Source organism: Nonomuraea sp. NPDC050547 (assembly GCF_044457345.1).
GTDB lineage: Bacteria > Actinomycetota > Actinomycetes > Streptosporangiales > Streptosporangiaceae > Nonomuraea.
The window spans coordinates 156,703-180,838 of record NZ_JBITGW010000019.1 but is presented as its reverse complement, the minus strand read 5'-3'; the positions used below and the strand labels follow the sequence as shown (position 1 = coordinate 180,838).

The following is a 24,136-nucleotide window of genomic DNA, read 5'->3' as shown; positions in this document are numbered from 1 at the left end:
ATCAAGATCATGGCCAAGTACAGCCAGGACATCGGCCCGAATCCGTTGATGCGCGGGGAGACCGCCGTCCACGTGCTGAGTGCGCCGGTGCTCTTGGGAATGCCGACACCTACCTCGCCGTCATTCCGGAACGTTTTCTGATCTTGCCGAGGGTGAGCTGGCTGGCCCGGATGTCGGAGATCAGCACGTACGCGACCAGCAGGAGGCCGAGACACAGGGCGGCGGCGCCCCACCAGGGGATCTCGGCGAGCAGCAGGTTGCCGTCGCGGTCGCTCAGCGACCTGATCACCATCGTGACCGCGGCCACCACCACGGTGCCCATCAGCCAGCTTCGCAGGCGTGGCAGGCTTTCCATGTTCCACAACCGGACCCGCCACGTCATGAACACGGCCAGGACGCCGAGCAGCGCGCAGAATCCGATCAGCCACCAGGGCAGCGCGAACGACTGCTGTTCGGCGATCTGTGCCTGGGCGGCGCGCAACCGGGCCTCGGCCTTGCGCTGGGCCGTGACGGCGGCGTCGAGCTGCTTCTGGAGCTGCGCCACGCTCTTGTCCTGACGCGCAGGCGGCGTGGCGGCCTCGGTCGGCAACATGCGTGCCACGACGGTCAGCATGATCGCGACGAATGCCAGCGCCAGCACGATGGCCATGAACAGGTCGATGAAGCGCAGGTCGAGCGGCGGCGCGAACGACCTGGCCGGGCGCCTTCTCACGGCTCCCTCACCAGCGTGTACTTCTGGGGCCTGCTCTCGGCGGCGCTCAGTCGTTCCACCGCCGTGCGCAGCGCGTCGAGGCCCTTGACCAGCTCCTCCGTCCTGCCTCTGGACTGGGCCAGCTCCTGCGTCAGCCCCTGCATCGCCGGCGCCGCCTGTTTCGCGGGCAGCCGCGCGACATAGGTCAGGAACACCTCGTCCGCGGCCACCACGCCGGCCCGCTCGGCCCGCTCGACCAGCGCCATCGCGCCGAACGCGAGCACGCTCAGGAACAACGCGATCAGCGTGACGCCGAAGGCCGACGCCAACTCCGGCAGCACGTGCTGCTTGAGCGCGGTGATCAGCACGGAGGGGTCGCCCTGGCTGTCCAGGGCGCTGGAGAACGAGCTGACCATCTCGGCCATCGTCAGCGCGGTGCCGATGAATCCGAAGACCGGCAGCGCCCAGATCAGCGTGTGGTCAAGGTGATGCTTGTTGGCCATCTCGCCGTCGTCCAGAGCCGAGCGCGCGCTCAGCACCGCCTCGCAGTCGTTGCCGGCCTCGGCCGCCTCACGGAACAGCTTGAGCCGCCGCGCCACGAGCGTGTCCTCGTTCGCCTTCACGGCCTGAACGTTCACCCTGGCCCGGGTGATGGCGGCGTTCTCCCGCCGGATGTCCGGCACCGCCCGCGCGATCCTGAGCACGGTGGTCAAGAACACCCCGATGATCACCGTGACCACCAGCTCCGCCGCCGCCGGGGCGGTGGCCGCCCCCACGGACACCAGCACCGCTTCCACCGCTCCGGCCACCATCAGCAGCACGGAGACGATCAGGGCGACCACCGGCGCGAACACCGAGTGATGCCAGTCGTACCTTGACACTCGTCAACCTCACTCCGGCACAAGAATTGTCAAAGCAATACCCAAGCACACGCAAAGCGATTAAAGGTGACGGTGAGGCATCGGATCTCTGGGAGTTCGGCGATGGGACGCCGGTCGGTGAAGCGCCTGGAACTCCGCTTCGGACAGGACCCGCATGTCGCGGCCCTGGGTGGATCCCCTCCGCGAGGAGCTGCGTGATCAGTGGGTACGCGTCTTGCGGCTCCTCGATCCAAAGCCGCGATGCCACGATGAAGACCTTGGTCCGGAGAATGATCCTGCGCAGCGTCATCCGCGCTCGAGTCGCGCGACGTGACCTCCAAAGAGGGAAGCCGAGCACTCGGACGAGGGCGGTCGCCACGTGAATGGCTCCTGGCCGGACTTGGCGGATGGATTCGGCCCTCACGGGATCCACGGAGAGGTGGCAGCCATGGGTAGGAGGGGTCAGGCCAGTCCGCCGGTGACCATCAGCCTGGGGGTGGCCGCGTGGTTGGGGGAGGGGGCGTGCAGGAGGTGGGGGTGCGTGAAGACCACGTCGCCCGGCTCGCCCGTCAGCTCGACCACCCGCATGGGGATGCCGGAGATCCGCGCTCCCCGCTCGACGAACCGCGCGACGCGTTCGGTCGCGGGCCCGGGGCGGCGGATGCCGTCCAGCCAAGGATGTGCGTTGAGGATCGCGTCGCGGACGGTTGGTGAACGGCCGGGCTCCGCCTCTCCTGCCCGCCGGAGGAAGTTCGCGACCAGCCGGTGTGAACCGGCCAGGACCACGGTGCCGCCTCCCGCCGGCTCGACGGGGGCGAGGTTGCCCAGCCACTTCAGCAGCAGGGCGCCTCTGGCGGGGAAGTCGATGTGCCAGCCGCCGAGCGGCACGTCCCACACGCCCGGCGTCGGGAACGTGACGAGTGGGTCACCCCAGCTGAACGGCTGAGGCCAGTCCGCGCGCCCCAGCAGCGCGTCGATCGCGGCTACGACCGCTGGGGAGGCGAGCCGGTCGAAGGCTCCGGCTTTCCGCAGCGCGCCCAAGCCGCGAGGTTCCGCGATGGTCCATGTGCCGGGCCGTTCGCGGAAGATGCCGTGCTTGGGTGCGAGCTCGGACCACAGGGCCCGCGCCATGTCGTCGACGGCATCGGCGAAGGCGCGAGCTTGGGCGCCTCACGGGTGTCTGGAGGACTCGTCCCGGGCGGAGAGTGTGCCGCGGACGGTGCGCAGCATCCGGGTCAGTGCTTCGGCGTCCTGGCCGGACAGGCCGATCGCCTGTGGAGCGTTGAAGGCCACCACCGCGGGAAGGACGCGGTCCAGAACCGCCTGGCCGGCCGGGGTGATCCGCAGCCTCGCGCGCCGGCCGCGGCCGCCCGGCCCCTCGCGTTCGACGAGGCCCCGCTCGATCAGCGTCACCGCCACCTCGCCGAGGCTCTGTGGCCGCACCATGATCACTCGGGCGAGTTCGGCCTGGTTGAGGTCTTCGCCTGTGGCGAGCGAGGCCAGCACGCCGAACTGGACCGGGGTGAGCCCGACCGTTCCGAAGACCTCGGTGAAGCCTCGGGCGACGACGTAGGAGGTCTGGATCAGTTCCCAGAGCGGCAGGTCCGGCGCACCCGCCTGTTCATCGGCGTGCGTCTCGGAGTGCTCAGGCACCGCGGGCTCCGGCCAGGGTACGGCCCAGCCGGGCGGCCGAGGCGAGGACCGGCAGGCCGAGGCGGGCCGCCCGCGTCCCCACGGGGGTGGCGAGCAGGTTCATCCAGCCCAGAGGCCTCAGCGACGTGCGTACGGCCTCGGGGGCGTAGCCGGCCATGCGGGTCTGGAAGCGGCGCACCGCCAGCGGGATCGTGGACGTGCCCTCGCGTACCTGGATCAGTTCTTGCGCGAGGATGTCGGCGTCGCGGATCGCCGTGGCCGCGGCCATGCCGCCGGTGGGTGGCATGGCGTGCACCGCGTCGCCGAGCGCGGTCACGGCGCCGGCCGGCCACGGGGTGAGATCGGTGTCCGCGGTCGCGGCGTGGAAGCCGAAGAAAGCAGCCGTGGCGGGGTCGGCGGCGCGCACCAGCGCCCGTACCGGCGCGCTCCAGCCGCGCAGCAGCCCGTCGGTGAGCCGGATCAGCCCGGCGCCGGCGAGTTCGCGCGGGCGCCCAGGATAGATCCCATCCGGCGCCATCAGCCCCCAGACGAGCGCGGGCGGCTCGATGATCGGCTTGACCCGCGCGCAGGCCGCCGGATCGACCATGGAACCGGCGCCGGGGTCGTGGAGACTGAGGAAGAGCCCGGTGCCGCCGGGACCGAACGCCAGCGCCGGGCCCTGCGCCAACAGTGCCGGAACCAGGGGCCTGGTATCGGCGCTCAGCGGCGTGCGAGCGGCGATGCCGCTCACCCCCACGGGGGCGGACGTCGGGCGCCCGGCAAGCGCCGCCGCGACCCGCGACCCCACGCCATCCGCGCCGACCAGCAGGTCAGCGGTCTCCGTGCGGCCGTCGGCGAAGGACACGGTGAGCGTGCCGCCGGGGTTGGCGCGGTACCCGGTGAACTCCGAGCCCAGCCGCAGCGCCTCCCCCAGGCCGTGCGCCAGCAGCCGGCGCAGCGGGATCCGGCCGATCATCAGCGTGTCCGTGGCCCCGTCGCGCGACTCCTGAAACAGCAGCCGCATCCGGTGGTCGGTGACCGCGAACCGAGTGAACGACCGCGACCCCGCTGAGCTCGCGAGCAGCGCCTGGTAGAGATCTGGCGCGAGGCGGCGGCGCAGCGCCCGGCAGGCGCGCTCGTCCAGATGGAGCCGATAGCCGCCGGTGGATTCCACAGTCTGATCCCGCTCGTGCACGACCACGTCGATCCCCTCGCCACGTAGCGCCTGGGCCAGCGTCAGCCCGCCCATCCCGGCTCCGATGATCACGACTCTCACGGCTCACCTCGAATCAGGAACCTGATACTTAAGAATAAGGTACCTGATTGTGGGTGCTGCCGGACATCGTGTGTGGTCCCGCGTGGACACTCGGCGTCCGCGCCCCGGCGGGCCGCGCGGCGAGGTGAGCGCCGCTCAGGCGACGCTGATCAGCTTGATCAGCTGCCGTCTGAACTGCTCGTAGTCGTCCACGGCGCCGAGCAGTTGCTCCGAGGTGCGTTCGGCCTCGTGGGCGAGTGCCAGGGTCGCGGTGCCCGGTTCGGTGATGGTCACCGAGACGCGCCGGCGGTCCCGCTGGTCCGCGTGCTTGCCGACGTACCCGGCGCGCCGCAGGTGCTCGATCGTGCGGCTCATCGTCTGGTCGGTCACGCGGCACAGCCCCGCCAGTTCGCGCTGGGTGAGCGGCCCCTCGGCCAGGTGATGCAGGGCGATCAGGCCGGCGTGCGTCAGTCCGTGCGCGGCGAGGAACTCATGGAAGCGCCCCTCCACCAGGCGTGCGGCCACCGACAGCAGCCGGCCGGTGGGCCAGGAGTCGATGTCGGCCACCCGTTCATTGTCCCACCTCGCGATCGTGAACCGGCTCAGGAGATCGCAGCCTTTTCGCGACCGCCAGGCCGAGCCAGATCATCCCGGCGAGCACGGCCACCACGAGGTATTCGATGGCCGGGATCCGGCCCACGGCCAGCACGCCGGACAGGTCGTGGCGCAAGCCGTACACCAGCAGGGAGCCGAAGGCGTAGGCCAGCCCCAGCGACCAGCGCACCCCGCGCGGCAGGCCCAGGCCGTGCATCTGGGTGATGACGAAGACGCCGAGGAAACCGAACAGGAACATCGGCCAGATCCCGTCCGGCCCGCCGCTCATCACGGCGACGAGCGTGCCGTGGACGGCGACGGCCAGTTCCAGGGTGAGCGTCCACCAGCGGTTGGTGTGGGCGCGGGTGAGGAACAGGCTGCCCTGCAACAGCAGCAGGAACATGTAGAAGAAGCCGATCAGGTGGCCGCTGGTGGCCTCCATGGGGTGGTACCAGAAGGTGTAGACGGCGGCCCAGCTGAACAGGTAGCCGTGATAGCGGCGGGCGAACCGCACCACCTGTGCGCCGATCGGGGCCGGTTTGCCGAAGAACATGCCGCGCCGGCGGTTCTCCATGAGCAGGACGACCACCAGCAGCAAGATCACCGAGCCCTGGGAGCTGAAGATCGACACGTCCTGGGCCAGGCCGTCGTAGAACAGCTGCGTCTGGGCCATGTGCAGGGCGATGAAGACGGCGTTGACGCCGAGCGCGACGACGTTGACCGGATGCAGGCCGGGCGTGTGGCGGCCCACCCTGGTCTGCGCGTAGTAGATGAGGCCCCATAGGGCGAGTTGGTGGGCCGCGTAGGGGAGCCAGGCCGACAGCCGGGTCCACAGGGTCGGCTCAGGAAGCTTCCAGTAGTACCAGAACGCGCCCTGGTCGGGCAGGAGCGTGACGCCGTGCAGGCGCTGGCCGAGCAGCCAGACCAGGGCGGTGATGATCGCGCCGGCCAGCACGCCCGCGGCGAGGGTCCGGCCTGGGCCCCAATTGTTCAGCATGCTGACTATTGTGCTTATGCTCAGCCTGCTGAACAAATTTCTCCAGGAGGGCAACCGCCGGCCCGTCGGCTCCGAATAGGCGTATGTGGAGCTGTTCGACCGGGTTCCTTTCTGAGGAAGTGATCATGGAACGACGCAGGATCGCGGTGATCGGCAGCGGCATCGCCGGTCTCACCGCGGCCTACGTGCTGCAACGAGACCACGACGTGACCCTGTTCGAGGCCGACGAGCGGCTCGGCGGCCACGCGCACACCCACGACGTGCCGACCGGGGCCGTGGACAGCGGCTTCATCGTGCACAACCGCCGGACCTATCCGCTGCTGACGCGGCTGTTCGCCGAGCTCGGCGTCGAGACCCGCGCATCGCAGATGAGCCTGTCCGTTTCGTGCGCGGGCTGCGGGCTGGAGTACGCGGGCGGCAAGGGACTGACCGGGCTTCTGGCCCAGGGCCGGGTACGGCCGGCGTACCTGCGCATGCTGGGTGAGGTGCCGCGTTTCCGCCGGGCGGCGCGGCAGGCCCTGGCCTCGGGCCAGGATCGGACGCTCGGTGAGTTCGCCAGCGGTTTCACCCCCTACTTCGGCACGCACTTCCTCGCGCCGCTGATCTCGGCGGTCTGGTCGTGCACACCGGCCAGGGCCTTGCAGTATCCGGCCCGCCACCTGTTCACCTTCCTGCGTAACCACGGGATGCTGGCGGTGGGCGGATCTCCGCGCTGGCGCACCGTCGTCGGCGGCTCGCGCGCCTACGTGGAGCGCATCGCCAAGCACCTGCCGGCCGTGCGCACAAGCTGTCCGGTGATCCGGCTGCGCCGCTCGGGCGACGGCGTGGAGCTGGTCGCCGATGGCCGGCACACCTTCGCGGCCGCGGTCGTGGCCACCCATCCCGACCAGGCGCTGCGCCTGCTGGCCGCGCCTACGGAGGCCGAGCGTGAGGTGCTCGGCGCCTTCACCTACTCGCGCAATGAAGCCGTCCTGCACACCGACACCACGGTCCTTCCGCGGGCCGCCGGGGCGCGGGCGTCGTGGAATCTGCGCATGGACTGCCGTGCCGCCGCCGTGCCGAGTGTGCGGGTGAGCTACGACATGAACCGCCTGCAGGGCCAGCCGTACCTGGTCAGCCTGGGTGAACCGATCGCCGCGCACCATGAGATCGCGCGCATGGTCTACCGGCATCCGGCATACACCCCCGAGTCGGTCGCGGCGCAACGGCGCCTGCCCTGGCTCAACGATCGGCGCATCGCCTTCGCCGGCGCCTACCACGGTTGGGGATTCCACGAAGACGGCTGCCGCTCCGGGCTGCTGGCCGCCCAGGCGCTGGGCGGTGACTGGTGATCCTCTACGAGTGCGTGATCACCCACGCCAGGGCCGAGCCGGTGCGCAACACCTTCCGCTACCGCACGGCACTGTGCCTGGCCGATGCCGACGAACCACCACGCGGATCGCTGGTCGCGCCGCCCGCGGGCCGTGGTGACCTCGACGCGTTCCTTGCCCGCCATGAGCTGGCCGCCGACCGGGTACTGACCCTGGCCCACCACCGGCTGCTGGGCTGGGCCTTCGACCCCTTGCGGGTGCACTGGTGCTTTTCCGGCGGACGGCTCGCGGCCACGGTCGCCGAGGTGCGCAACACCTACGGCGGGCGCCACCGCTACCTTCTGCGGCCGGGCGCGCGCGAGGCCGCCAAGGAGTTTCACGTCTCGCCCTTCAACGAGGTCGACGGCTTCTACCGCATCGATCTGCCGATCCCCGATGAACGGCTCCGCCTGACGGTCACCCTGCACCGGCAGGGCAGGCCCCCTTTCGCCGCCAGTGTGCGCGGACGCAGGGTGCCGGCCATGAAGGCGCGTCACGTCCTGGCTCCGGTCTTCACCAGCGCCCGCATCCGCCGCCAGGGGATCGGCCTGTATCTGCGTGGGCTCACGATCCAGCCGCCTGGAGTGGACCGATGACCGCCTGGTTGCGGGCCCAGCTGGCCCGGCAGCTGTTCCTGCGCGTCGCCCGCCGCATGGGCCCCGCCTTGACCGGACTTCGACTCCATCGGCCCGACGCGTTCTTCCGCCGGGTGGGCGCTGATGGGCTGATCGGGTTCGGCGAGTCCTACACGGCGGGAGACTGGGACGCCGACGACCTCGTCGGCGTGCTGACCGCGCTGGCCGGCGAGGTCGGCACGCTCGTGCCGCCGTCACTGCAGCGGCTGCGGCGGCTGGCCCTGCCGAGGGCTCCGCTGGCCGTACGCGGCAGCCCGGAGGGGGCGCGCCGAAACATCGCGCGGCACTACGACCTGTCCAACGAGCTGTTCGCCGCCTTCCTCGATGAGGGCATGACCTACTCGGCGGCCTGGTTCGCCGACCCGGCCGCCGCGACGTGGGCCGACCTGGCGCCCGCGCAGCACCGCAAGATCGACCGCCTGCTGACGCAGGCCAGGGTCGGGCCGGGCACGCGCCTGCTGGAGATCGGCAGCGGATGGGGCGAACTGGCCATCCGCGCCGCCCGGCGAGGCGCCGACGTGGTCTCGATCACCCTGTCCGAGGAGCAGGCGCAACGGGCCCGCGAACGAGCGAGCGCCACCCGCTTCCCGGGAAGGCCGGACTTCCGGCTCTGCGACTACCGCGAAGTCGACGGAAGCTACGACGCGATCGTCAGCGCCGAGATGATCGAGGCCGTCGGCGCCCGGCATTGGCCGGACTACTTCGCGGTGCTCCGGCGGCGCCTGGCCCCGGGCGGCCGGATCGCGCTGCAGGCCATCACGATGCCGCACGATCGCATGCTGGCCACACTCGGCACGCACACCTGGGTGCAGAAGCACATCTTCCCCGGCGGCATGCTGCCCTCTGTCCCCGCGATCGAGAGCCTGCTCGGGCCGCTGCGCATCGTGGAACGGCTGTCGCTACGCGAGCACTACGCCCACACCCTGAGACTGTGGCGCGAACGCTACACGCAGCAGCACGACCTCATCACCAAACTCGGCTTCGATGAGACCTTCCACCGCATGTGGAGGTTCTATCTCGCCTACTCCGAAGCCGGATTCCGCTCCGGCTACCTCGACGTCTGGCAGCTCACCATGGAAAGGGGACGCCCTTGACGACGATCGCGGCCCGAGCGGGACACTCGATCGACGCGCTCTTCGGCGGAAGGCCGCCGGTGACGATCCGGTTCTGGGACGGCAGCACACACGGCGACGGCCCGGCGCTCGAACTGCGCAGCCCCGTCGCCGCCCGGCACCTGCTGTGGAGTCCGGGCGAGCTCGGCCTGGCCAGGGCCTACATCAGCGGCCACCTCCGTTTCCACGGTGACCTCACCCAGACCCTGCGCCGGGTACGCGCCGCGCCCGCCTTCCGCCCACGCCCGCGCGACCTGCTGGCGCTGATCCGGTTGCCGGGCGTGCTCGGCCCCCGGCCCGCGGTCCCGGCCGCGGAGGCACGGCTGCGCGGCCGGTTGCACACCCGCGGACGCGACCGCGCCGCCATCGCCCACCACTACGACCTGTCCAACGCGTTCTACCAGCTCCTCCTGGATGATTCGATGGCCTACTCGTGCGCCGTCTTCGGACCCGGCGACGATCTGGAGCGGGCGCAACGCCGCAAACTCGACCGCATCTGCGACGACCTGAACCTGCGGCCCGGCATGCGCATCCTCGACGTCGGCTGCGGCTGGGGATCACTGGCCCTGCACGCGGCGCGCGAGCGGGGTGTGGCGGTCGTCGGCGTCACGCTCTCGGCTGCCCAGCGGCGGTTCGCCCTCGACCGGGCCGCAGGACTACCGGTGGACATCAGGTCGCAGGACTACCGCGACCTCGCCGACGGCCCCTACGACGCGATCAGCTCCATCGAGATGGGCGAGCACGTCGGCCAGGCCGGCTACCCCGGCTACGCGGCCGCGCTGTACCGGCTGCTGCGCCCCGGCGGCAGAGCGCTCATCCAGCAGATGTCGCGCGATCGCCGGCCCGGCGGCGGGCCGTTCATCGAACGCTACATCGCCCCCGACATGCACATGAGACCCCTGGCGCGGACCACCGCCATGCTGTCGCGCGCCGGATTCGTGGTGGATCACACCCGCTCGCTCGGGCACCACTACGTGCGGACCGTCCAAGCCTGGCAGGACCGGTTCAATCAACGCCTGGCGGAGGTCAGGACACTGATCGGCGAGGAGCGTGCCCGCGTGTGGCAGCTGTACCTGGCCGGCGGCCTGCTCGCCTTCGAGCAGGGCCGCATGGACGTTCATCAGATCGTGCTGAGGAGACCACGGTGAACGTCTTCCTGTCCTGCGCGGCCACGGTGGCCTTCCTCATGGTGATCACCTTTGGAGTGGCGATCAAGGTGGGCAAGCACGCCGTGATCGACGCGGCCTGGGGCCTCGGCTTCGCCGTCATCGCGCTGGCCGCCTTCCTCCAGGGCGGCGGCGATCCGCTGCGCGGTTCGCTGCTGCTCGCCCTGACCTGCCTGTGGGGGCTACGACTGGCCCTGCACCTCGGCCGGCGGGTCGCCGGCGGCGGCGAAGACCCCCGCTACGAGACCCTCCTGGCCAAGGCCCCGGGCAGCCGCGACGCCTACGCCTTCCGGACGATCTACCTCACCCAGGGCCTGATCATGTTGTTCGTCTCGCTGCCCGTCCAGGTCGGCATGACCACGACCGGGCCGGTCGGCCGGCTGGGCTGGGCGGGCGTGGCGCTGTGGCTGGTCGGGTTCGTCTTCGAGACCGTCGGCGACCGGCAACTGGCCCGCTTCCGCGCCGACCCCGCCAACAAGGAACGCGTGCTGGACACCGGTCTGTGGCGCTACACACGCCACCCCAACTACTTCGGCGACGCCGCCATCTGGTGGGGACTCTTCCTCATCGCCGCCGAACGCCGGCCCGGCGTCCTGACCCTCCTCTCTCCGCTCGTCATGACGTACTTCCTGCTCGCCAAGACCGGCAAGCCCCTGCTGGAACGGCGGCTGTCGGCCACCCGGCCGGGATATGCCGACTACGTCCGCCGCACCAGCGGCTTCATTCCTCTGCCGCCCAAGCGCCGATGAGCGTGCGCCAGGCGAGCGCTCGGCGTCTGCCGTGAGGTCATGCGTCGTTGGTCCCCTTTGACGCGGTACGCTCTTGCCGCCCTCCCCGGATCGGGTTGCTGCGACGGCCCAGCGGAGAAAGGTGGCGGACCCGTGAGTGCTCCGCCACCTGGTAGCCATCCGGCAGACCATGACCCGGCCCCGATGAGAGGGCACGAAGTCACGCGGGCGTGAGGCGTACCTGCAAGGGGCGTCCGTCGACGGTCTCGAAGGTGATGATCGTGCGATCGCCGTGCGCGCGGGCGGTGCAGGGCTGGTCGTCGTCCGCGCGCCACCGGCCCGCCACGGTGACCCGCAGCAGGTGGGGGTGGCTCGCGCTGGTCAGCCACCGCCGCGACCACGGGCTGAAGCGGCCGACGTAGCGCCCGCGCTCGTACTGGTCGTGGTCGATCCCGGAGTAGAGCCGCAGGTCGGGGTCGCTCACGGCGACCACCAGAGCCTCGCCGTCCCGGCGGGTGAGCAGCAGCGCCGGGGTGTCGACGCGGCGGATCACCCCGTCCAGGCCGGTCGGCTCGAAGACGGCGTAGCCGGTGATCCCGGTCTGCCGGTCGGTGACCACGTGGGCGCGGGTGTCGGCCCGCTCCACCGTGTACGGCGCCCGCTGCGCCTCCGCCATCCCGGCGGCGAACGCGGCCATCCCCTCGGCGGTCGCGCCGACGACCATGGCGTAGTGGTAGGCCCCCTGCCGCGGCGCGGTCCCATGTTTGATCCAGGCGGTGGAGAAGTCGCCGGCGGTGGCCGCCTCCGTGGCGTTGTGCCGGGAGGACTGGGGCCCGCGCGACACCCCGACCCGCTGGCCGGGGGGCAGGTAGTAGCCGATTCCCTTGTCGTCCAGCAGCCACCGCGCCCCCGTCTCGGCGGCCGGATGGGGATACGGCAGCGCGGTCCCGTCGGCCAGCACGTCGCCCACGTGCCGGGTCTGGAAGAGCGTGGTCTCGGTGTCGTTGACCGCGTCGTCGTTGGTGATGCCGGTGCCGAGCGCGACCACTCGCTCGTCGAACAGGAACACCGACTTGCGGGCCCGGTGCGAGCCCTCGTACCTGGGGTGCTCGCGCAGGTCCATGGCGAACAGGCCGTGCTTGTCGTCGATGCTGCACGAACCGGCGAAACGCGAGTCGGTGAGCAGCATCTCCTCGATCGCCCCGGTGAGATCCCCGCGGAGCCGGTCGAGCGGCTTGTGGATGGTGGTGGTGCCCGGCCGCCGGTTCCAGTCGTAGCCGTTGTGCGCGTAGCCGCTGTCGAGGTTGGTCACCGGCTCGCCGCGGTGCAGCACCTGGATCTGGCCGTAGGTGTTGTAACGGCCGTACCAGTTCGCGCCGACGTAGATCTCGGTGCTCCACAGGTAGCGGTTGTGCCCGCGCACGCTGACCTGCCAGTCGCCTCGCCGGTGCACGTTCAGCGCGGCGTAGTTGAGCGTCCAGTTGCCGGTCGGCGACGCCTCCGCGGTGATGCCGCGCGCGGCCAGCCGGGCGGCCAGCGCCTTCTGCGCGCCGCTGGGGGAGGCGGGCAGCAGTCGCAGGAACGCCGCCGCCAGTTCCGGGTCGGGCTCCCCGGCGGCGTCGACGGCCAGCCACTGGTACGGCACGACGGACAGCCCGGTGGTGCCGATCGGGTTGCGCCCGCTGATCGAGATCGGCCAGTGGTTCTTGTTGGCGTAGACGCGCATGGTGAGCAGCGCCTTCTTCAGCCAGCCGTACGCCTCGGCGGACAGGGCGAAGGCGCCGCCGCTCATCACGTGCACGATCGGGGCCAGCCCGCCGAACCCGTCGCGGACGTAGTCGGGGAAGAAGCCGACGTGGTGGAAGGCCGTCCCGTCGGCCTTGAGCCCGTCCTGGATGCCGGTCGTCGGCAGCAGCGACTCGCTCAGCCAGTCGCGCAGCACCCGCAGGTAGGCCACCTGTTCGGCCTCGGTGTCGCGCAGCAGCACGGCGGCCAGCATGCCGCGCGCGGTGGTGTTGTGGATGTCCATCGTGCTGCCGTGCGCCATCCGGTGCTTCCAGCCGCGGAAGATCCGGCCCAGGCCGGTCAGCCAGTCCAGGTCGGCGCGGATCTCCTCCAGCATCCCGGCCTGGCGCAGCGCCTCGCGCATCAGGTACACCGAGTCGTAGTAGCCGCGCGCGTCGTAGCCCAGGTGATGGATGGTGCCCTGGCAGCTTCCCCTGGTCCAGCCCTGCTCGCGCAGGTGGCCGACGATCCTCAGGTAGAGCGCGGCCAGCGCGGGCCGGTCGGCGGGGCCGGCCTGGTGGGCCTGGGCGACGCTCTTCATCAGGTCGGTGCAGACGCGCAGGGTGACCGGGTTGACGAACGCCTTGAGCTCGGCGGCGATCTCCACCGGGTAGATCTGCGCCTGGTAGGAGTGCACCGGGCGGCCCATCAGCGCCTCGGTCTGCGCGGTGAGCGCGGCCACGTCCACCTTGACCGGCGCGATCAGGTAGCCGTCGTGGTAGCGGGTGTGCAGTGCCCGCAGCGAGGCGGTCTCCTCCGCCGTGGGCGGGGCCGAGTCCGGTTCCGCCTCGGACAGCAGCTTGTCGAACAGGTAGAGCGCCTGCCAGTGCTGGTTGTCGTAGTCCGGGCCCTCCTTCGCGATGTCGGGCACCTGCGCGTCGCCGCACGGCGCGTCCGGCCGCAGCGGCACGTTGAGCATCAGCTGGTCGAGGTGCAGGACGCCCGCCCGCTTGGGCGCCACGATGCGCAGCGTGTCCATGTCCCGGTGCGGGCGGCCGTGCATGTCGTAGGCGTAGCGCACCCATGCCGTCCGCCAGCCGGTGAAGCCGAGCCTGAACGCGAACCAGACGTCGGTCCGTTCGCCGCGCCCGAACTCGAAGCGGACCACGTCGTCGACGGGCGTCTCGTTGTGGATCCACACCGCGAACGCGTCCACCAGCCCCTGCCAGGCCTGGTCGTCTCCCGGCCGGTAGGGGTCGGGGGCCCAGCGCAGCGGCGCCTTCACGGTGATCGTCGAGCGCTCGCCGTACTCCCAGCGCAGGGATCGGGTGCCGCACACCGCCACCTGTTCGCTGATCGTCAGCGTCGAGCCGCGGCCCGCGGTGAAGTGCGGCGGCACGGCGGACTCCAGCAGGAACACCGGCGGCCGCATGGCCATCGCCCGCTGCTCCAGGTCGCCGTCGACCACGGCGCCCGCCCGCCCAGGCGGCAGCAGTACGGCTCCCGCGGCTCCCGCCGCCCCCGCCATGAGCGCGGTCCTACGAGTGATCTCCGGCATGCGGCCTCCCTCGGCTCGGTTGGCCGTATCCAACGGGACGACTAAGGGATGAATAAAGACGTAATCCCGAGCAGTTCCGCGGGCAGGTGGCAGCATCCGCGCAGGTCCGCAGATTCATCCCTAATTCATGGTGTTGACTCTGTAATGAACGGGCGAGCAGGATGACCGAAACCCCTCCCCACCCTCCCGGAGTGTTCGATGAACGCATCCCTGCTGAAAACCGTGACCGCGGTGGGCGCGCTCGCTCTCGGCCTCGCGGCCTGCGGCGGCTCGTCCAAGGAGGCCGCCGACGAGCTCGTCTACTGGTCCATGTGGAAGGCCGGCGAACCCCAGGCCAAGGTGCTGGAGTCGGCGATCGCCTCGTTCACCAAGGAAACGGGCGTCAAGGTCAAGGTCGAATGGAAGGGCCGCGACGTCGCCAAGCAGCTCGCCCCGACCCTCAACACCAGGAACGTGCCCGCCGACCTGGTCGACTCCGCCGACCGGTTCGTCAAGTCCACCTTCGTCGCCACCGGGCAGGGCCGCGACCTGACCGGCGTGTACGCGCGGGAGATCCCCGGGGAGACGGGCAAGAAGGTCGGGGACGTCATCGACCAGAAGTACCGGGACTACGCCACCCAGGACGGCAAGGCGTGGCTGGTGCCGTACGAGGTGCTGGCCGAGCAGATCTGGTACGACGGCAACGCCCTCAAGGACGTGGCCGCCGCGCCGCCGCAGAACTGGGCGGATTTCGTCGCCCTGCTGGACAAGCGCAAGGCCGCGCGCGGCGGAGGACCGCTGGCGCTGGACGCCGACATCGCCGACTACTCCGCCTTCTGGACCTACCACGCGGTGCTGCGCGACCTCGGGCCCGGCGCGTTCGGCGCCGCCGCCACCGACAAGACGGGCGCGAAGTTCGACGACCCCGCGTTCGTGACCGCGATCCAGAAGATCGAGCAGATCGTCAAGGGCGGCTACTTCGTCAAGGGCTACGACGGCAGCAAGTTCCCCGCCATCCAGCAGAAGTGGGCCGGCGGCGACGCCGACTTCCTGCTGCTGGGCACGTTCGCGCCGAGCGAGACCAAACCGTCGGCCAAGGAAGGCTTCGAGTACCGCTCCTTCCCCTTCCCCAAGGGCGCCACCGGGCAGCAGACCCAGGAGATCTCGCTGATCGGCTTCGCCATCCCGGCCCAGGCCCGAAACGCCGACGCGGCGGAACGGTTCATCGCCCACTTCATGAACAAGGACCGCCTGTCCAAGATCGCCTCGGAGGCGAACAACATCACCCCGCGCGCCGACATCGACGTGCCCGCCGTCCTCGCCGACGTCAAGAAGACTCTGGACACCGCCGAGACGCACGCCGCGCTCGACGGGGTGAAGATGGATCACGCCGACTGGTACACCAAGGTCTTCCAACCGGTGAACACCGACCTGATCACCGGGAAGCTCTCCGCCGCCGAGTTCGTCGCCAAGCTCAAGAGCACCTCCGTCGACTTCTGGAAGCTCAACGCCTGATGACCGTCACCGCAGTCAGGCGATCCAAGACCACCGGTCCCGCGCCCGCCGCCCCCGCCGAGCGGACCAGCCCGCTCGCCCGCCGGCGGCGCCGCCTGTTCTGGCCGTTCGTCGCGCCCGCGCTCGTCCTGTACGTCGTCTTCTACATCCTGCCCACCCTCGCCACCGCCTGGATCAGCCTGAACACCTGGGCGGGCGCGGGCCCGATGGAGTTCGCCGGGATCGACAACTACCGGCGGCTGCTGCTCGACCCGATCTTCCACGACTCCTTCCTGAACACGCTGACCATCCTGTTCGTGGTCGGCGGCGCCACCTTCGCGCTCAGCTTCCTGCTGACGATCATCCTGCGCGAGATGACGGGCCGTAAGGCGGTCCGGGCGATCATCTTCTTCCCGAACATCGTCTCCGGCGTCGTGCTGTCCATCCTGTGGGGCTTCCTGTTCCAGGCCGAAGGCGTCGTCAACCAGGCGCTGCGGGCCTTCGGCGTGGACCAGCCACCCAACTGGCTGGGCACCGAGAACCTCTTCACCGTCATCATGATCGGCCTGGTATGGGTGCAGACCGGCTTCTTCACCACGATCCTGATGGCCGCCGTCGACCGCATCCCCAAGGACCTGTACGAGGCGTGCGACCTGGAGGGCGCCAACGCCTGGCAGCGCTTCAGGCACGTGACCTTCCCGCTGATGTGGGACGTCGTCGGAGTCTGCGCGGTGCTCTGGAGCATCAGCGCGATCAAGATCTTCGAGTTCATCTACGCGTTCGCCGGAGCCGCCGGGCAACTCCCCCCGACCAAGGTCTGGAACACCGCGCTGTACGCCTACGCCGAGGCCTTCTCCAGCGGCGTACCCAAGTACGGCTCCGCCGCCGCCACCGGCATGGTCATGCTCGCCCTGGTCGGCGTGCTGGTCGTGGTCCTGCGCCGGCTGTTCCGCCGCGACACGGTCCAGTTCTGAAAGCAGGCCCCGATGAACGCACTCCGCCGGCTCCCCGGCCCGGCCAAACTGCTCGGCTCGCCCTTCGCCTGGCTGTTCGCCCTGTTCAGCGTGGCCGTAGCGATCTGGATGCTGCTGACCTCGCTCAAGTCCACCCGCGACATCTTCGCCGCCCCCTGGGCGCTGCCCACCGACCCTCACTGGGACAACTACTCGCGCGCCTGGACGGCCAGCGACTTCGGCGGCGCCACCGTCAACACGCTGCTGCTGACCGTCGGCACCGCCGTGGCCACCATCGCCCTGGCCGCCCCCGCCGCCTACGCCCTGAGCCGCATCCTGACCCGCTGGAACAGCGGCATCACCGCCTTCTTCGCCCTCGGCCTCGGCATCCCGTCCCAGGTCATCGTGCTGCCGCTGTACGTCATGATGAACCAGCTCTACCTTGTGGACAGCCTCACCGGACTCTGGATCCTCTACGTCGCCACCTCGATGCCGTTCACCGTCTTCTTCCTCACCGGCTTCTTCGGCTCGCTGCCCAAGGAACTGGAGGAGGCGGCGGCCCTCGACGGGGCCACGCCCAACCGCACGTTCTGGCAGATCATGCTGCCGCTCGCGCGCAGCGGCATCATCACCGCGATGATCCTCAACATCATTCAGCACTGGGGTGAGACCCTGTTCGGGTTGATCTTCCTGCAGAGCGAGGAGAACGCCACCCTCTCCCTCGCCCTGCTCGGCTTCCTGCAGCGCATGCAGTACAACGGAGCCGACTGGGGCGGCCTGTTCGCCGGAGTCTGCACGGTTGTGCTGCCCGTTCTCGCCTGCTACGTCTGGCTGGGCAGAAGGATCATCGAGGGCATGACCCTGGGGTCGGTGAAATGAGGACGGACGTCGTGCACATGGCTCGTGAGCTCAAGTTCCAGCGGCTGGCCGCCGAGCTGCGCGCGGAGATCCGCTCCGGCGTCTGGCCCACCGGCGCGAAACTGCCCACCGAGCAGGAGCTCGCCCGCACCCACGAGGTCAGCCTCACCACTGTCCGGCGGGCGGTCGACGAGCTCGTCGGCGAGGGTCTGGTGATCAGGCGGCAGGGCGCGGGCACCTTCGTCGTCGAGCACGCCTCCGCCGTCAGAGGCGAGGCCGCGCTGGTCGGCGTCATCGTCCCCGACACCACGCTGTACTACCCGCGCGTGCTCGAGGGCATCGAGGAGACGCTCACCGGCGCGGGCGCCAGGCTGATGCTGGCCTGTTCCCGCTACGAGCCGACCGAGGAGGAGGCGGCGCTGCGCCGCATGCTCGACTCCGGCGTCGACGGCCTGCTGGTCGTGCCCACCCTCATCGGGCGGGGCGATCCGGCGGCCGTGGTCGGCAGGCTCACCGCGCTGCCCGTGCCGGTCGTGCTGATGGAACGCGGCCTCGACGACGGCGACGACCCCAGCGAGCACGTCCGCACCGACCACGAGGCCGGCGGCCACCTGGCCGTACGCCACCTCGCCGCCCTCGGCCACACCCGCCTGGCCCTGCTCACCCGGTCGGGCAACCCGACCGCCGCCCCCGTCACCAGAGGGTTCACCACCGCGGTCGCCGCACTCGGGCTGGGCGCCGCCGAGCCGTTCGCCGCGCCGCAGAGCGAGTGGAATCCGCGCGTCGCCGACGAGCACGTGCGGCGGATCACCGCCGACGGCGTCACCGCGGTCGTATGCTTCGGCGACCGCGAGGCCACCTTCGTGGCCTCGGCCGCCCGGCGGCTTGGCCTCGACGTGCCCGGCGACCTGGCGATCGTCGCCTACGACGACGAGATCGCCGACCTGGCGGAGATCCCGCTCACCGCGGTCTCCCCGCCCAAGCGCCACCTCGGCCGCCATGCGGCCGAACTCCTGCTACGCCGCTTGCGCGAACCCGGCCTGCCCCGCCACCAGGTACGGCTTCGCCCCGGCATCGTCGTGCGCCGCTCCTGCGGCGCCTCCTCGGGGGAGACCACCATTGACTGAACTCCGTCTCGGACTGGTCGGCGCGGGCGCCGTCGGCGCTCTGCACGCCGAGGCCGCGACCGCCGTGCCCGGCGTCCGGGTGAACGCCGTCTGCGACCCGAACCTGGAGGCGGCCCACCGCCTGGCCGCCCCGCACGGCGCCCGCGTACACGCCACCCACCACGACCTGATCGCCTCCGGCGAGGTGGACGCGGTCCTCGTCAACACCCCGCACGCCCTGCACACCGCGATCGTCCGCGACGCGGCGGCGGCGGGCCTGCACGTGCTCGTCGAGAAGCCGATGGCCACCACGCTCGCCGACACCGACCTGATGATCGACGCCTGCGCCCGCGCCGGGGTACGCCTGGCCGTCGGCCACATCCAGCGCTTCCTGCCCGCCAAGGCCGCCGCCATGGCCGCCCTCGCCGAGGGCGAGATCGGCGCACCGCTGCTGCTCTCCGACCGGCGCGGCTCCGACTACCGTCCCGGCTCACGCCCCGCCTGGTTCCTCGACCCGGCCGTCTCCGGCGGCGGCGTGCTGATCAACATCGGCGCGCACTGCGTGGACCGGCTCCTCTGGCTGACCGGCCGCCGAGCCGAACAGGTCGAGGCCACCGTGCACGGCTCACCCATCGAGACCGACGCCCTGGTACGGCTCTCGCTCACCGGCGGCCTCACCGCCCAGATCACGGTGACCAGCACCGGCCCGCCCCCCGCGCACGACGAACTCACCGTCGTCGGCGAGCGCGGCTCCCTGGTCGTCTCCGCCTCGGCCGGCGCCGCCCTGCACCGCGACGGCGCCACCACCTGGCTGCACCGGACCGCCCCCGGCGACATCGCCGCCGCCTTCGCCGCCCAGCTCACCGACTTCGCGCACGCCGTACGGCACGGCGTCGAGCCCGCCGTGACCGGCGCGCACGGGCGGCACGTCGTGCAGGTCGTGCTGGCCGCCTACGCCTCGGCCGCCGAGGGCCGCCCGGTCGCCACGGAGGTGCTCGTTGGCCAGCCGTGACCCGCTCCGGCCCAATGTCCTGTTCATCCTCAGCGACGATCAGGGGCCGTGGGCGCTCGGCTGCGCGGGCAACCCGGAGATCAGCACCCCCCACCTCGACGCGCTGGCCGCCGAGGGGGTGCGGTTGCCGAACTTCTTCTGCGCCTCCCCCGTCTGCTCGCCCGCCCGCGCCTCGCTGTTCAGCGGGGAGATCCCGTCGCGGCACGGCGTGCACGACTGGATCAGCCGGGGGCACGCGGGGCCGGACGGGGTGGACTTCCTGGCCGGGCGGCGGCTGTTCACCGACGACCTGCACGAGGCCGGGTACCGTCTCGGGCTGGTCGGCAAGTGGCACCTGGGGGCCAACGACCGGCCCAGACCGGGGTTCGTGCGATGGCTGGCGCACGAGAGCGGCGGCGGGCCGTACCGCGGCGCGGTGCTCTACGACCAGGGCGTCCGGCGGGACGAGCCCGGCTACCTGACCGACGTGTTCACCGGCGAGGCGTGCGCGTTCCTGCGCGCGGAGGCGGAACAGGACGCGCCGTTCTACCTGTCGCTGCACTACACCGCTCCGCACAAGCCGTGGCAGGGGCAGCATCCCGCCGCGTTCGAGGCGCTCTACGACGGGTGCGCCTTCGAGTCGTGCCCGCAGGGGGAGCCGCACCCCTGGCAGAAGTACGGCTCCCGCGGGGCTCCCGTCGGCGGTGAGCCGGACACGCGGGCGGCGCTGACCGGCTACTTCGCGGCGGTGTCGGCGATGGACGCCGGGATCGGGCGGGTGCTGGCCACGCTGTCCTCGCTCGGCCTCACCTCCTCCACGCTGGTGGTCTTCACCAGCGACAACGGGTTCAACTGCGGGCACCACGGGATCTGGGGGAAGGGCAACGGGACGTTCCCGCAGAACATGTACGACAGCTCGGTCAAGGTGCCGGCGATCGTCAGCCAGCCGGGCAGGGTGCCAGGCGGGCGGGTGTGCGAGTCCCTGCTGTCGGCCTACGACATGCGGCCCACGCTGCTCGATCACCTCGGCCTCGGCGGCGACGATCCCGACCTGCCCGGCCGCTCGTTCGCCGGGGTACTCGCGGGTGCCCCGGGGGACCCGGACGCGTCGGTGGTGGTCTTCGACGAGTACGGCCCGGTCCGCATGATCCGGACCAGCCGCTGGAAGTACGTGCACCGCTACCCGTACGGTCCGCACGAGCTCTACGACCTGGCCGTGGACCCGGGCGAGGAGCGCAACCTGGCCGGGACGCACGCCGTACAGGACGAGCTCGCGGCGCGGATGGACGCCTGGTTCACCGCCTACGCCGACCCGGCGGCCGATGGGCGGGCGCTGCCCGTGACGGGGGCGGGGCAGACCGCCCCCGGCGCGGCGGGAACGGCGGCCTTCGAGCCGCCGCCGTTCCCGGTGGTCCCGCACTACGGGAGCGCCTAGCTCCGCAGCCTGGCGCCGTCGGTGTGGTCGAACCGCCCGAAGGCGCTGGTACTGACCGACGATCGCGTGGCCGGCCGGAACCACGTCTTGCAGCGGTGGCTTGTCGCCGCGCGGCAGTGCCGCGGCTGATCGCGTTGCGGGGGGCTGCGACGCGGCGAGAGCTCGATGGGCGGGACGTCCTGAGGCCCCTGTGTCGTGGGAGGCTGTTCATGCCAGCAATTTTAGTCTAGTCTGAAATTGCTGGCATTCTGGATGACCTAGAGGGATCGCATGGCAGGGGAGCGGACCGGGCGGACCCGCCCGGCCAGGGAGTCCATCGCGGTACTCGAGCAGGCCGATGCCAGGGGCGTCACCCAGAACCTCTGAACCCGGGGCACGCCCGGCTCTGGCCCGGCGCCGCCGGGCCACTTCTTCGGCGCGCCCGGACCCGTCCTTCACAAGGAATGACACCATGAACGATCTGATCTCGGTCGCCGGCCTCACGAAGTCCTACGGCGCGACGCGCGCACTGGACGGACTGGACCTGACCGTCCGCCCCGGCGAGGTGCACGGCTTTCTCGGCCCGAACGGCGCGGGAAAGTCCACGACCATCCGCATCCTGCTGGGCCTGGTACGCGCCGACTCCGGCCGAATACGGCTGCTCGGCGGCGACCCCTGGCAGCAGGCCTGCGAGCTGCACCAGCGCCTGGCGTACGTGCCCGGCGACGTGACCCTGTGGCCGGCCCTCACCGGCGGCGAGGTGATCGACCTGCTCGCACGCTCGGGCGGCGGCCTGAACGAGCGACGCCGCGCGGAGCTGACGGACAGGTTCGAGCTCGACCCGCGCAAGAAATGCCGGACCTACTCGAAAGGCAACAGGCAGAAGGTCGCCCTGGTCGCCGCCCTCGCCTCCAACGCCGAACTGCTCATCCTCGACGAACCCACCTCGGGCCTCGACCCCCTCATGGAGGCGGCCTTCAGCGCGTGCGTCGCGGAGGAGAAGCGGGCGGGCCGTACCGTGCTGCTGTCCAGCCACATCCTGTCCGAGGTCGAGGCCGTGTGCGACCGGGTCAGCATCATCCGCGCCGGCCGTAACGTGGAGTCGGGCACCCTGGCCGAACTGCGCGAGCTCACCCGCACGTCGGTCACGGCCGAGCTGGCCGGGCCGCCCGACGGCCTCGACCGGCTGCCGGGCGTTCACGGGGTGTCGGTGACGGACGGCCGGCTGACCTGCCTGGTCGACGCCGACGCGCTGGACGCGCTGCTCGCCAGGCTGGCGGTCATCGGCGTGCGCGGCCTGACCTGCAACCCGCCGAGCCTGGAGGAACTGTTCCTGCGCCACTACCAGAGCGCGGGAGCGGCCCGATGACCGGCACCGGCCTGCTGCTCGGGCTGGTCGTGCGCGGCGAGAGGATCCGCTCGCCGCTCTGGATCCTCGTCGTGGTCCTGCTCGCCACGGGACTGCTCACCTACATCAACGGCTACTTCCCCACGGCGCACGACGTGCGCGTCTACGCGGAGCTGATCTCCGTCAACCCGGTGTTCCTCGGACTCGGCGGGCCGGTGCCGGAGCCGTCCGCCGCGGCGATGGCGGCGTGGCGCAGCGGCGGCATGTTGTACCTGCTCACCGCCTGGATGGCGATGACCATCGTCCTCCGTCACACCAGGGCGGAGGAGGAGGACGGGCGCCAGGAACTGCTACGCGCCGGCGTGATCGGCCGCCACGCCCCGCTGACCGCCGCGCTCGTCGTCGCGGCGCTCGCCTCCCTGCTCTCCGCGACGCTCACGGCCGCCGCGCTCGTCATGAGCGGCGTCGAGGTCCAAGGCACGCTGGCCTACGGCGGGGCGATCGCGGCCGCCGGCCTGGTGTTCGCCGCCGTGGCCGCCGTGGTCGCCCAGCTCACGCAGACCATGCGGAACGCGACCGGGCTCGGCCTGCTCGTACTCGGCGTGTCGTACGTGCTCCGCTACGTCGGCGACGCCTCGGGTCTGACCTGGCTCGCCTGGCTGTCGCCGCTCGGCTGGAGCCACCTGGTCCGTGCGTACGCGGCCGACCGCTGGTGGGTGCTCGCCCTGTCCGCCGTGACCGGCGCGGTCCTGCTGGCGCTCGCCTACAGACTGGCCGCGCGCCGCGACCTGGGCGCCGGACTCCTGCTCGAACGGCCCGGCCCCGCCACCGGCCCGCGACTGAAAGGCCCGTTCAGCCTGGCCTGGCGGCTGCAGCGGGGCATGATGCTCAAGTGGGCCGCCGGCGTCGTGGTGGCCTCGGTGCTCTTCGCGAGCCTCAGCGGCGCCGCCCCGCGCCTGGCGCAGCAGCCCGCGGAGGTCCTGGCGGGCTTCCTTCAGCGGTACGGCGGGCCGTCCGCCGACCCGGTCGACGCCTATCTGTGGGTCATCGTGCTCATGCTGGCGTACACGATCGCCCTCTACCCGGTGGTGGCGACGCTCCGGCTGCACCAGGAAGAGCGCTCCGGCCGTGCCGAGGCGCTGCTGGCCACCGCGGTGAGCCGTACCCGCTGGGCCGCGGCGCATCTGGCCGTGGCCGCCGCGGGGACGCCGGCGCTGCTGGCGCTCGGCGGGCTGGTCACCGGGCTGGTCTACTCGCTGATCCTCGGCGATCCGGCCGCCGACCTGCCCCGGGTGCTGCTGGGCACGCTGGCGCACGTGCCGGCCGCCTGGCTCGTCGGGGCGGTCGCCGCGCTGGCCGTGTGCGTGCTGCCGCGGGCGTCCGTCGCGCTCTCCTGGGCGGCGTGGGGGTTGGTGGTGCTGATCGGTGACCTGCTCGGGCCGCTGATCGGCTTGTGGGGATGGAGCCGGGCCGAGCCGTTTCACCACACGGCCAACACCGTGGCGGGAGCGTCGTTCACCATCGTTTCCCCGGTGGTCATCCTGGCCCTGACGGCGGCGCTCGGCGCCGTGGCTCTGAACAGACTCAACCGCCGCGACCTCGGCTGACCACGACGAGCACCCCCGGGCCTCGCACGTCAGGGACGTCTCTTCCGACGTCCTGCCCCTCGCCCCGGACGTCGCCACGACGGG

At 71.2% G+C, this 24,136-nt stretch carries 21 protein-coding genes; 13 read left to right on the top strand and 8 right to left on the bottom strand.

All coding sequences use genetic code 11. From position 1 onward, the window contains the following. Positions 1 to 109: 109 nt before the first annotated feature. The 7 genes from ACIBHY_RS40230 to ACIBHY_RS40200 all read right to left on the bottom strand — a co-directional run bounded on the left by ACIBHY_RS40230 (position 110) and on the right by ACIBHY_RS40200 (position 6,029). The gene (locus ACIBHY_RS40230; protein ID WP_397309469.1) at positions 110 to 712 is read right to left on the bottom strand and encodes a hypothetical protein; all 603 of its coding nucleotides are present in this window, start codon (positions 710 to 712) and stop codon (positions 110 to 112) included. Beyond that, positions 709 to 1,572 carry a hypothetical protein gene (locus ACIBHY_RS40225; protein WP_397254057.1) on the bottom strand — a complete coding sequence of 288 codons (864 nt, stop codon included), beginning with the start codon at positions 1,570 to 1,572 and terminating at the stop codon, positions 709 to 711. The genes ACIBHY_RS40230 and ACIBHY_RS40225 overlap by 4 nt, the downstream gene beginning before the upstream one ends. A 441-nt stretch (positions 1,573 to 2,013) precedes the next feature. Next, on the bottom strand, positions 2,014 to 2,682 hold the full coding sequence (locus ACIBHY_RS40220) for a hypothetical protein (RefSeq protein ID WP_397309468.1): 669 nt from the start codon (positions 2,680 to 2,682) through the stop codon (positions 2,014 to 2,016). Between the two features lie 39 nt (positions 2,683 to 2,721). After that, positions 2,722 to 3,204 (bottom strand): MarR family winged helix-turn-helix transcriptional regulator, encoded by a 483-nt coding sequence (locus ACIBHY_RS40215; protein WP_397309467.1) that lies wholly within the window; start codon positions 3,202 to 3,204, stop codon positions 2,722 to 2,724. Further along, on the bottom strand, positions 3,197 to 4,459 hold the full coding sequence (locus tag ACIBHY_RS40210; protein WP_397254050.1) for an FAD-dependent oxidoreductase: 1,263 nt from the start codon (positions 4,457 to 4,459) through the stop codon (positions 3,197 to 3,199). Before ACIBHY_RS40210 ends, ACIBHY_RS40215 begins: the two co-directional genes overlap by 8 nt. Before the next feature lie 135 nt (positions 4,460 to 4,594). Next, positions 4,595 to 5,005, bottom strand: coding sequence for a MarR family winged helix-turn-helix transcriptional regulator (locus ACIBHY_RS40205; protein WP_397254048.1), 411 nt, complete (start codon positions 5,003 to 5,005; stop codon positions 4,595 to 4,597). Between the two features lie 4 nt (positions 5,006 to 5,009). After that, positions 5,010 to 6,029, bottom strand: a complete 1,020-nt coding sequence (locus tag ACIBHY_RS40200) for a hypothetical protein (protein WP_397309466.1) — start codon at positions 6,027 to 6,029, stop codon at positions 5,010 to 5,012. 125 nt (positions 6,030 to 6,154) lie between these two features. On the opposite strand from ACIBHY_RS40200, the gene ACIBHY_RS40195 reads away from it, so the two are divergent. Genes ACIBHY_RS40195 through ACIBHY_RS40175 form a run of 5 tightly spaced genes read left to right on the top strand, consistent with a single transcriptional unit; the run spans position 6,155 to position 11,040 of the window. Further along, the gene (locus tag ACIBHY_RS40195) at positions 6,155 to 7,360 is read left to right on the top strand and encodes an NAD(P)/FAD-dependent oxidoreductase (protein ID WP_397254044.1); all 1,206 of its coding nucleotides are present in this window, start codon (positions 6,155 to 6,157) and stop codon (positions 7,358 to 7,360) included. Next, the gene (locus ACIBHY_RS40190; RefSeq protein ID WP_397254042.1) at positions 7,357 to 7,974 is read left to right on the top strand and encodes a DUF1365 domain-containing protein; all 618 of its coding nucleotides are present in this window, start codon (positions 7,357 to 7,359) and stop codon (positions 7,972 to 7,974) included. Before ACIBHY_RS40195 ends, ACIBHY_RS40190 begins: the two co-directional genes overlap by 4 nt. Beyond that, a complete protein-coding gene (locus ACIBHY_RS40185) occupies positions 7,971 to 9,107 on the top strand; it encodes a class I SAM-dependent methyltransferase (protein ID WP_397309465.1) in 1,137 nt (378 codons plus the stop codon). The genes ACIBHY_RS40190 and ACIBHY_RS40185 overlap by 4 nt, the downstream gene beginning before the upstream one ends. Next, positions 9,104 to 10,273 (top strand): class I SAM-dependent methyltransferase, encoded by a 1,170-nt coding sequence (locus tag ACIBHY_RS40180; RefSeq protein ID WP_397254038.1) that lies wholly within the window; start codon positions 9,104 to 9,106, stop codon positions 10,271 to 10,273. The genes ACIBHY_RS40185 and ACIBHY_RS40180 overlap by 4 nt, the downstream gene beginning before the upstream one ends. Continuing rightward, positions 10,270 to 11,040, top strand: coding sequence for a DUF1295 domain-containing protein (locus ACIBHY_RS40175; protein ID WP_397254036.1), 771 nt, complete (start codon positions 10,270 to 10,272; stop codon positions 11,038 to 11,040). Before ACIBHY_RS40180 ends, ACIBHY_RS40175 begins: the two co-directional genes overlap by 4 nt. Before the next feature lie 199 nt (positions 11,041 to 11,239). Here ACIBHY_RS40175 and ACIBHY_RS40170 read toward each other — a convergent pair whose 3' ends face one another. Beyond that, positions 11,240 to 14,302, bottom strand: a complete 3,063-nt coding sequence (locus ACIBHY_RS40170) for a chondroitinase family polysaccharide lyase (RefSeq protein WP_397309463.1) — start codon at positions 14,300 to 14,302, stop codon at positions 11,240 to 11,242. A 198-nt stretch (positions 14,303 to 14,500) separates the two neighbouring features. Between ACIBHY_RS40170 and ACIBHY_RS40165 the strand changes: the two genes are divergently transcribed. The 8 genes from ACIBHY_RS40165 to ACIBHY_RS40130 all read left to right on the top strand — a co-directional run bounded on the left by ACIBHY_RS40165 (position 14,501) and on the right by ACIBHY_RS40130 (position 24,052). Then, positions 14,501 to 15,796, top strand: coding sequence for an ABC transporter substrate-binding protein (locus ACIBHY_RS40165; protein WP_397309462.1), 1,296 nt, complete (start codon positions 14,501 to 14,503; stop codon positions 15,794 to 15,796). Next, positions 15,796 to 16,749 carry a carbohydrate ABC transporter permease gene (locus tag ACIBHY_RS40160; RefSeq protein ID WP_397254030.1) on the top strand — a complete coding sequence of 318 codons (954 nt, stop codon included), beginning with the start codon at positions 15,796 to 15,798 and terminating at the stop codon, positions 16,747 to 16,749. The genes ACIBHY_RS40165 and ACIBHY_RS40160 overlap by 1 nt, the downstream gene beginning before the upstream one ends. A gap of 12 nt (positions 16,750 to 16,761) precedes the next feature. Next, the gene (locus tag ACIBHY_RS40155) at positions 16,762 to 17,607 is read left to right on the top strand and encodes a carbohydrate ABC transporter permease (RefSeq protein WP_397254028.1); all 846 of its coding nucleotides are present in this window, start codon (positions 16,762 to 16,764) and stop codon (positions 17,605 to 17,607) included. Then, entirely contained in the window at positions 17,604 to 18,713 is a 1,110-nt protein-coding gene (locus ACIBHY_RS40150; RefSeq protein WP_397254026.1) for a substrate-binding domain-containing protein, read from the top strand. The genes ACIBHY_RS40155 and ACIBHY_RS40150 overlap by 4 nt, the downstream gene beginning before the upstream one ends. Then, the gene (locus ACIBHY_RS40145) at positions 18,706 to 19,704 is read left to right on the top strand and encodes a Gfo/Idh/MocA family protein (RefSeq protein WP_397254024.1); all 999 of its coding nucleotides are present in this window, start codon (positions 18,706 to 18,708) and stop codon (positions 19,702 to 19,704) included. The genes ACIBHY_RS40150 and ACIBHY_RS40145 overlap by 8 nt, the downstream gene beginning before the upstream one ends. Next, on the top strand, positions 19,691 to 21,118 hold the full coding sequence (locus ACIBHY_RS40140; protein ID WP_397254022.1) for a sulfatase-like hydrolase/transferase: 1,428 nt from the start codon (positions 19,691 to 19,693) through the stop codon (positions 21,116 to 21,118). Before ACIBHY_RS40145 ends, ACIBHY_RS40140 begins: the two co-directional genes overlap by 14 nt. 451 nt (positions 21,119 to 21,569) lie before the next feature. Beyond that, positions 21,570 to 22,466, top strand: a complete 897-nt coding sequence (locus ACIBHY_RS40135) for an ABC transporter ATP-binding protein (protein WP_397309461.1) — start codon at positions 21,570 to 21,572, stop codon at positions 22,464 to 22,466. Next, positions 22,463 to 24,052: an ABC transporter permease gene (locus ACIBHY_RS40130; protein WP_397309460.1), complete on the top strand. Its 1,590-nt coding sequence runs from the start codon at positions 22,463 to 22,465 to the stop codon at positions 24,050 to 24,052. The genes ACIBHY_RS40135 and ACIBHY_RS40130 overlap by 4 nt, the downstream gene beginning before the upstream one ends. Positions 24,053 to 24,136 lie beyond the last annotated feature (84 nt).

Coding starts and splice junctions, on each gene's coding strand:
- ACIBHY_RS40155 (WP_397254028.1), top strand. CDS start 16,762: ATGAACGCACTCCGCCGGCTCCCCGGCCCGGCCAAACTGCTCGGCTCG.
- ACIBHY_RS40160 (WP_397254030.1), top strand. CDS start 15,796: ATGACCGTCACCGCAGTCAGGCGATCCAAGACCACCGGTCCCGCGCCC.
- ACIBHY_RS40170 (WP_397309463.1), bottom strand. CDS start 14,302: ATGCCGGAGATCACTCGTAGGACCGCGCTCATGGCGGGGGCGGCGGGA.
- ACIBHY_RS40200 (WP_397309466.1), bottom strand. CDS start 6,029: ATGCTGAACAATTGGGGCCCAGGCCGGACCCTCGCCGCGGGCGTGCTG.
- ACIBHY_RS40220 (WP_397309468.1), bottom strand. CDS start 2,682: ATGGCGCGGGCCCTGTGGTCCGAGCTCGCACCCAAGCACGGCATCTTC.
- ACIBHY_RS40130 (WP_397309460.1), top strand. CDS start 22,463: ATGACCGGCACCGGCCTGCTGCTCGGGCTGGTCGTGCGCGGCGAGAGG.
- ACIBHY_RS40135 (WP_397309461.1), top strand. CDS start 21,570: ATGAACGATCTGATCTCGGTCGCCGGCCTCACGAAGTCCTACGGCGCG.
- ACIBHY_RS40150 (WP_397254026.1), top strand. CDS start 17,604: ATGAGGACGGACGTCGTGCACATGGCTCGTGAGCTCAAGTTCCAGCGG.
- ACIBHY_RS40185 (WP_397309465.1), top strand. CDS start 7,971: ATGACCGCCTGGTTGCGGGCCCAGCTGGCCCGGCAGCTGTTCCTGCGC.
- ACIBHY_RS40195 (WP_397254044.1), top strand. CDS start 6,155: ATGGAACGACGCAGGATCGCGGTGATCGGCAGCGGCATCGCCGGTCTC.
- ACIBHY_RS40165 (WP_397309462.1), top strand. CDS start 14,501: ATGAACGCATCCCTGCTGAAAACCGTGACCGCGGTGGGCGCGCTCGCT.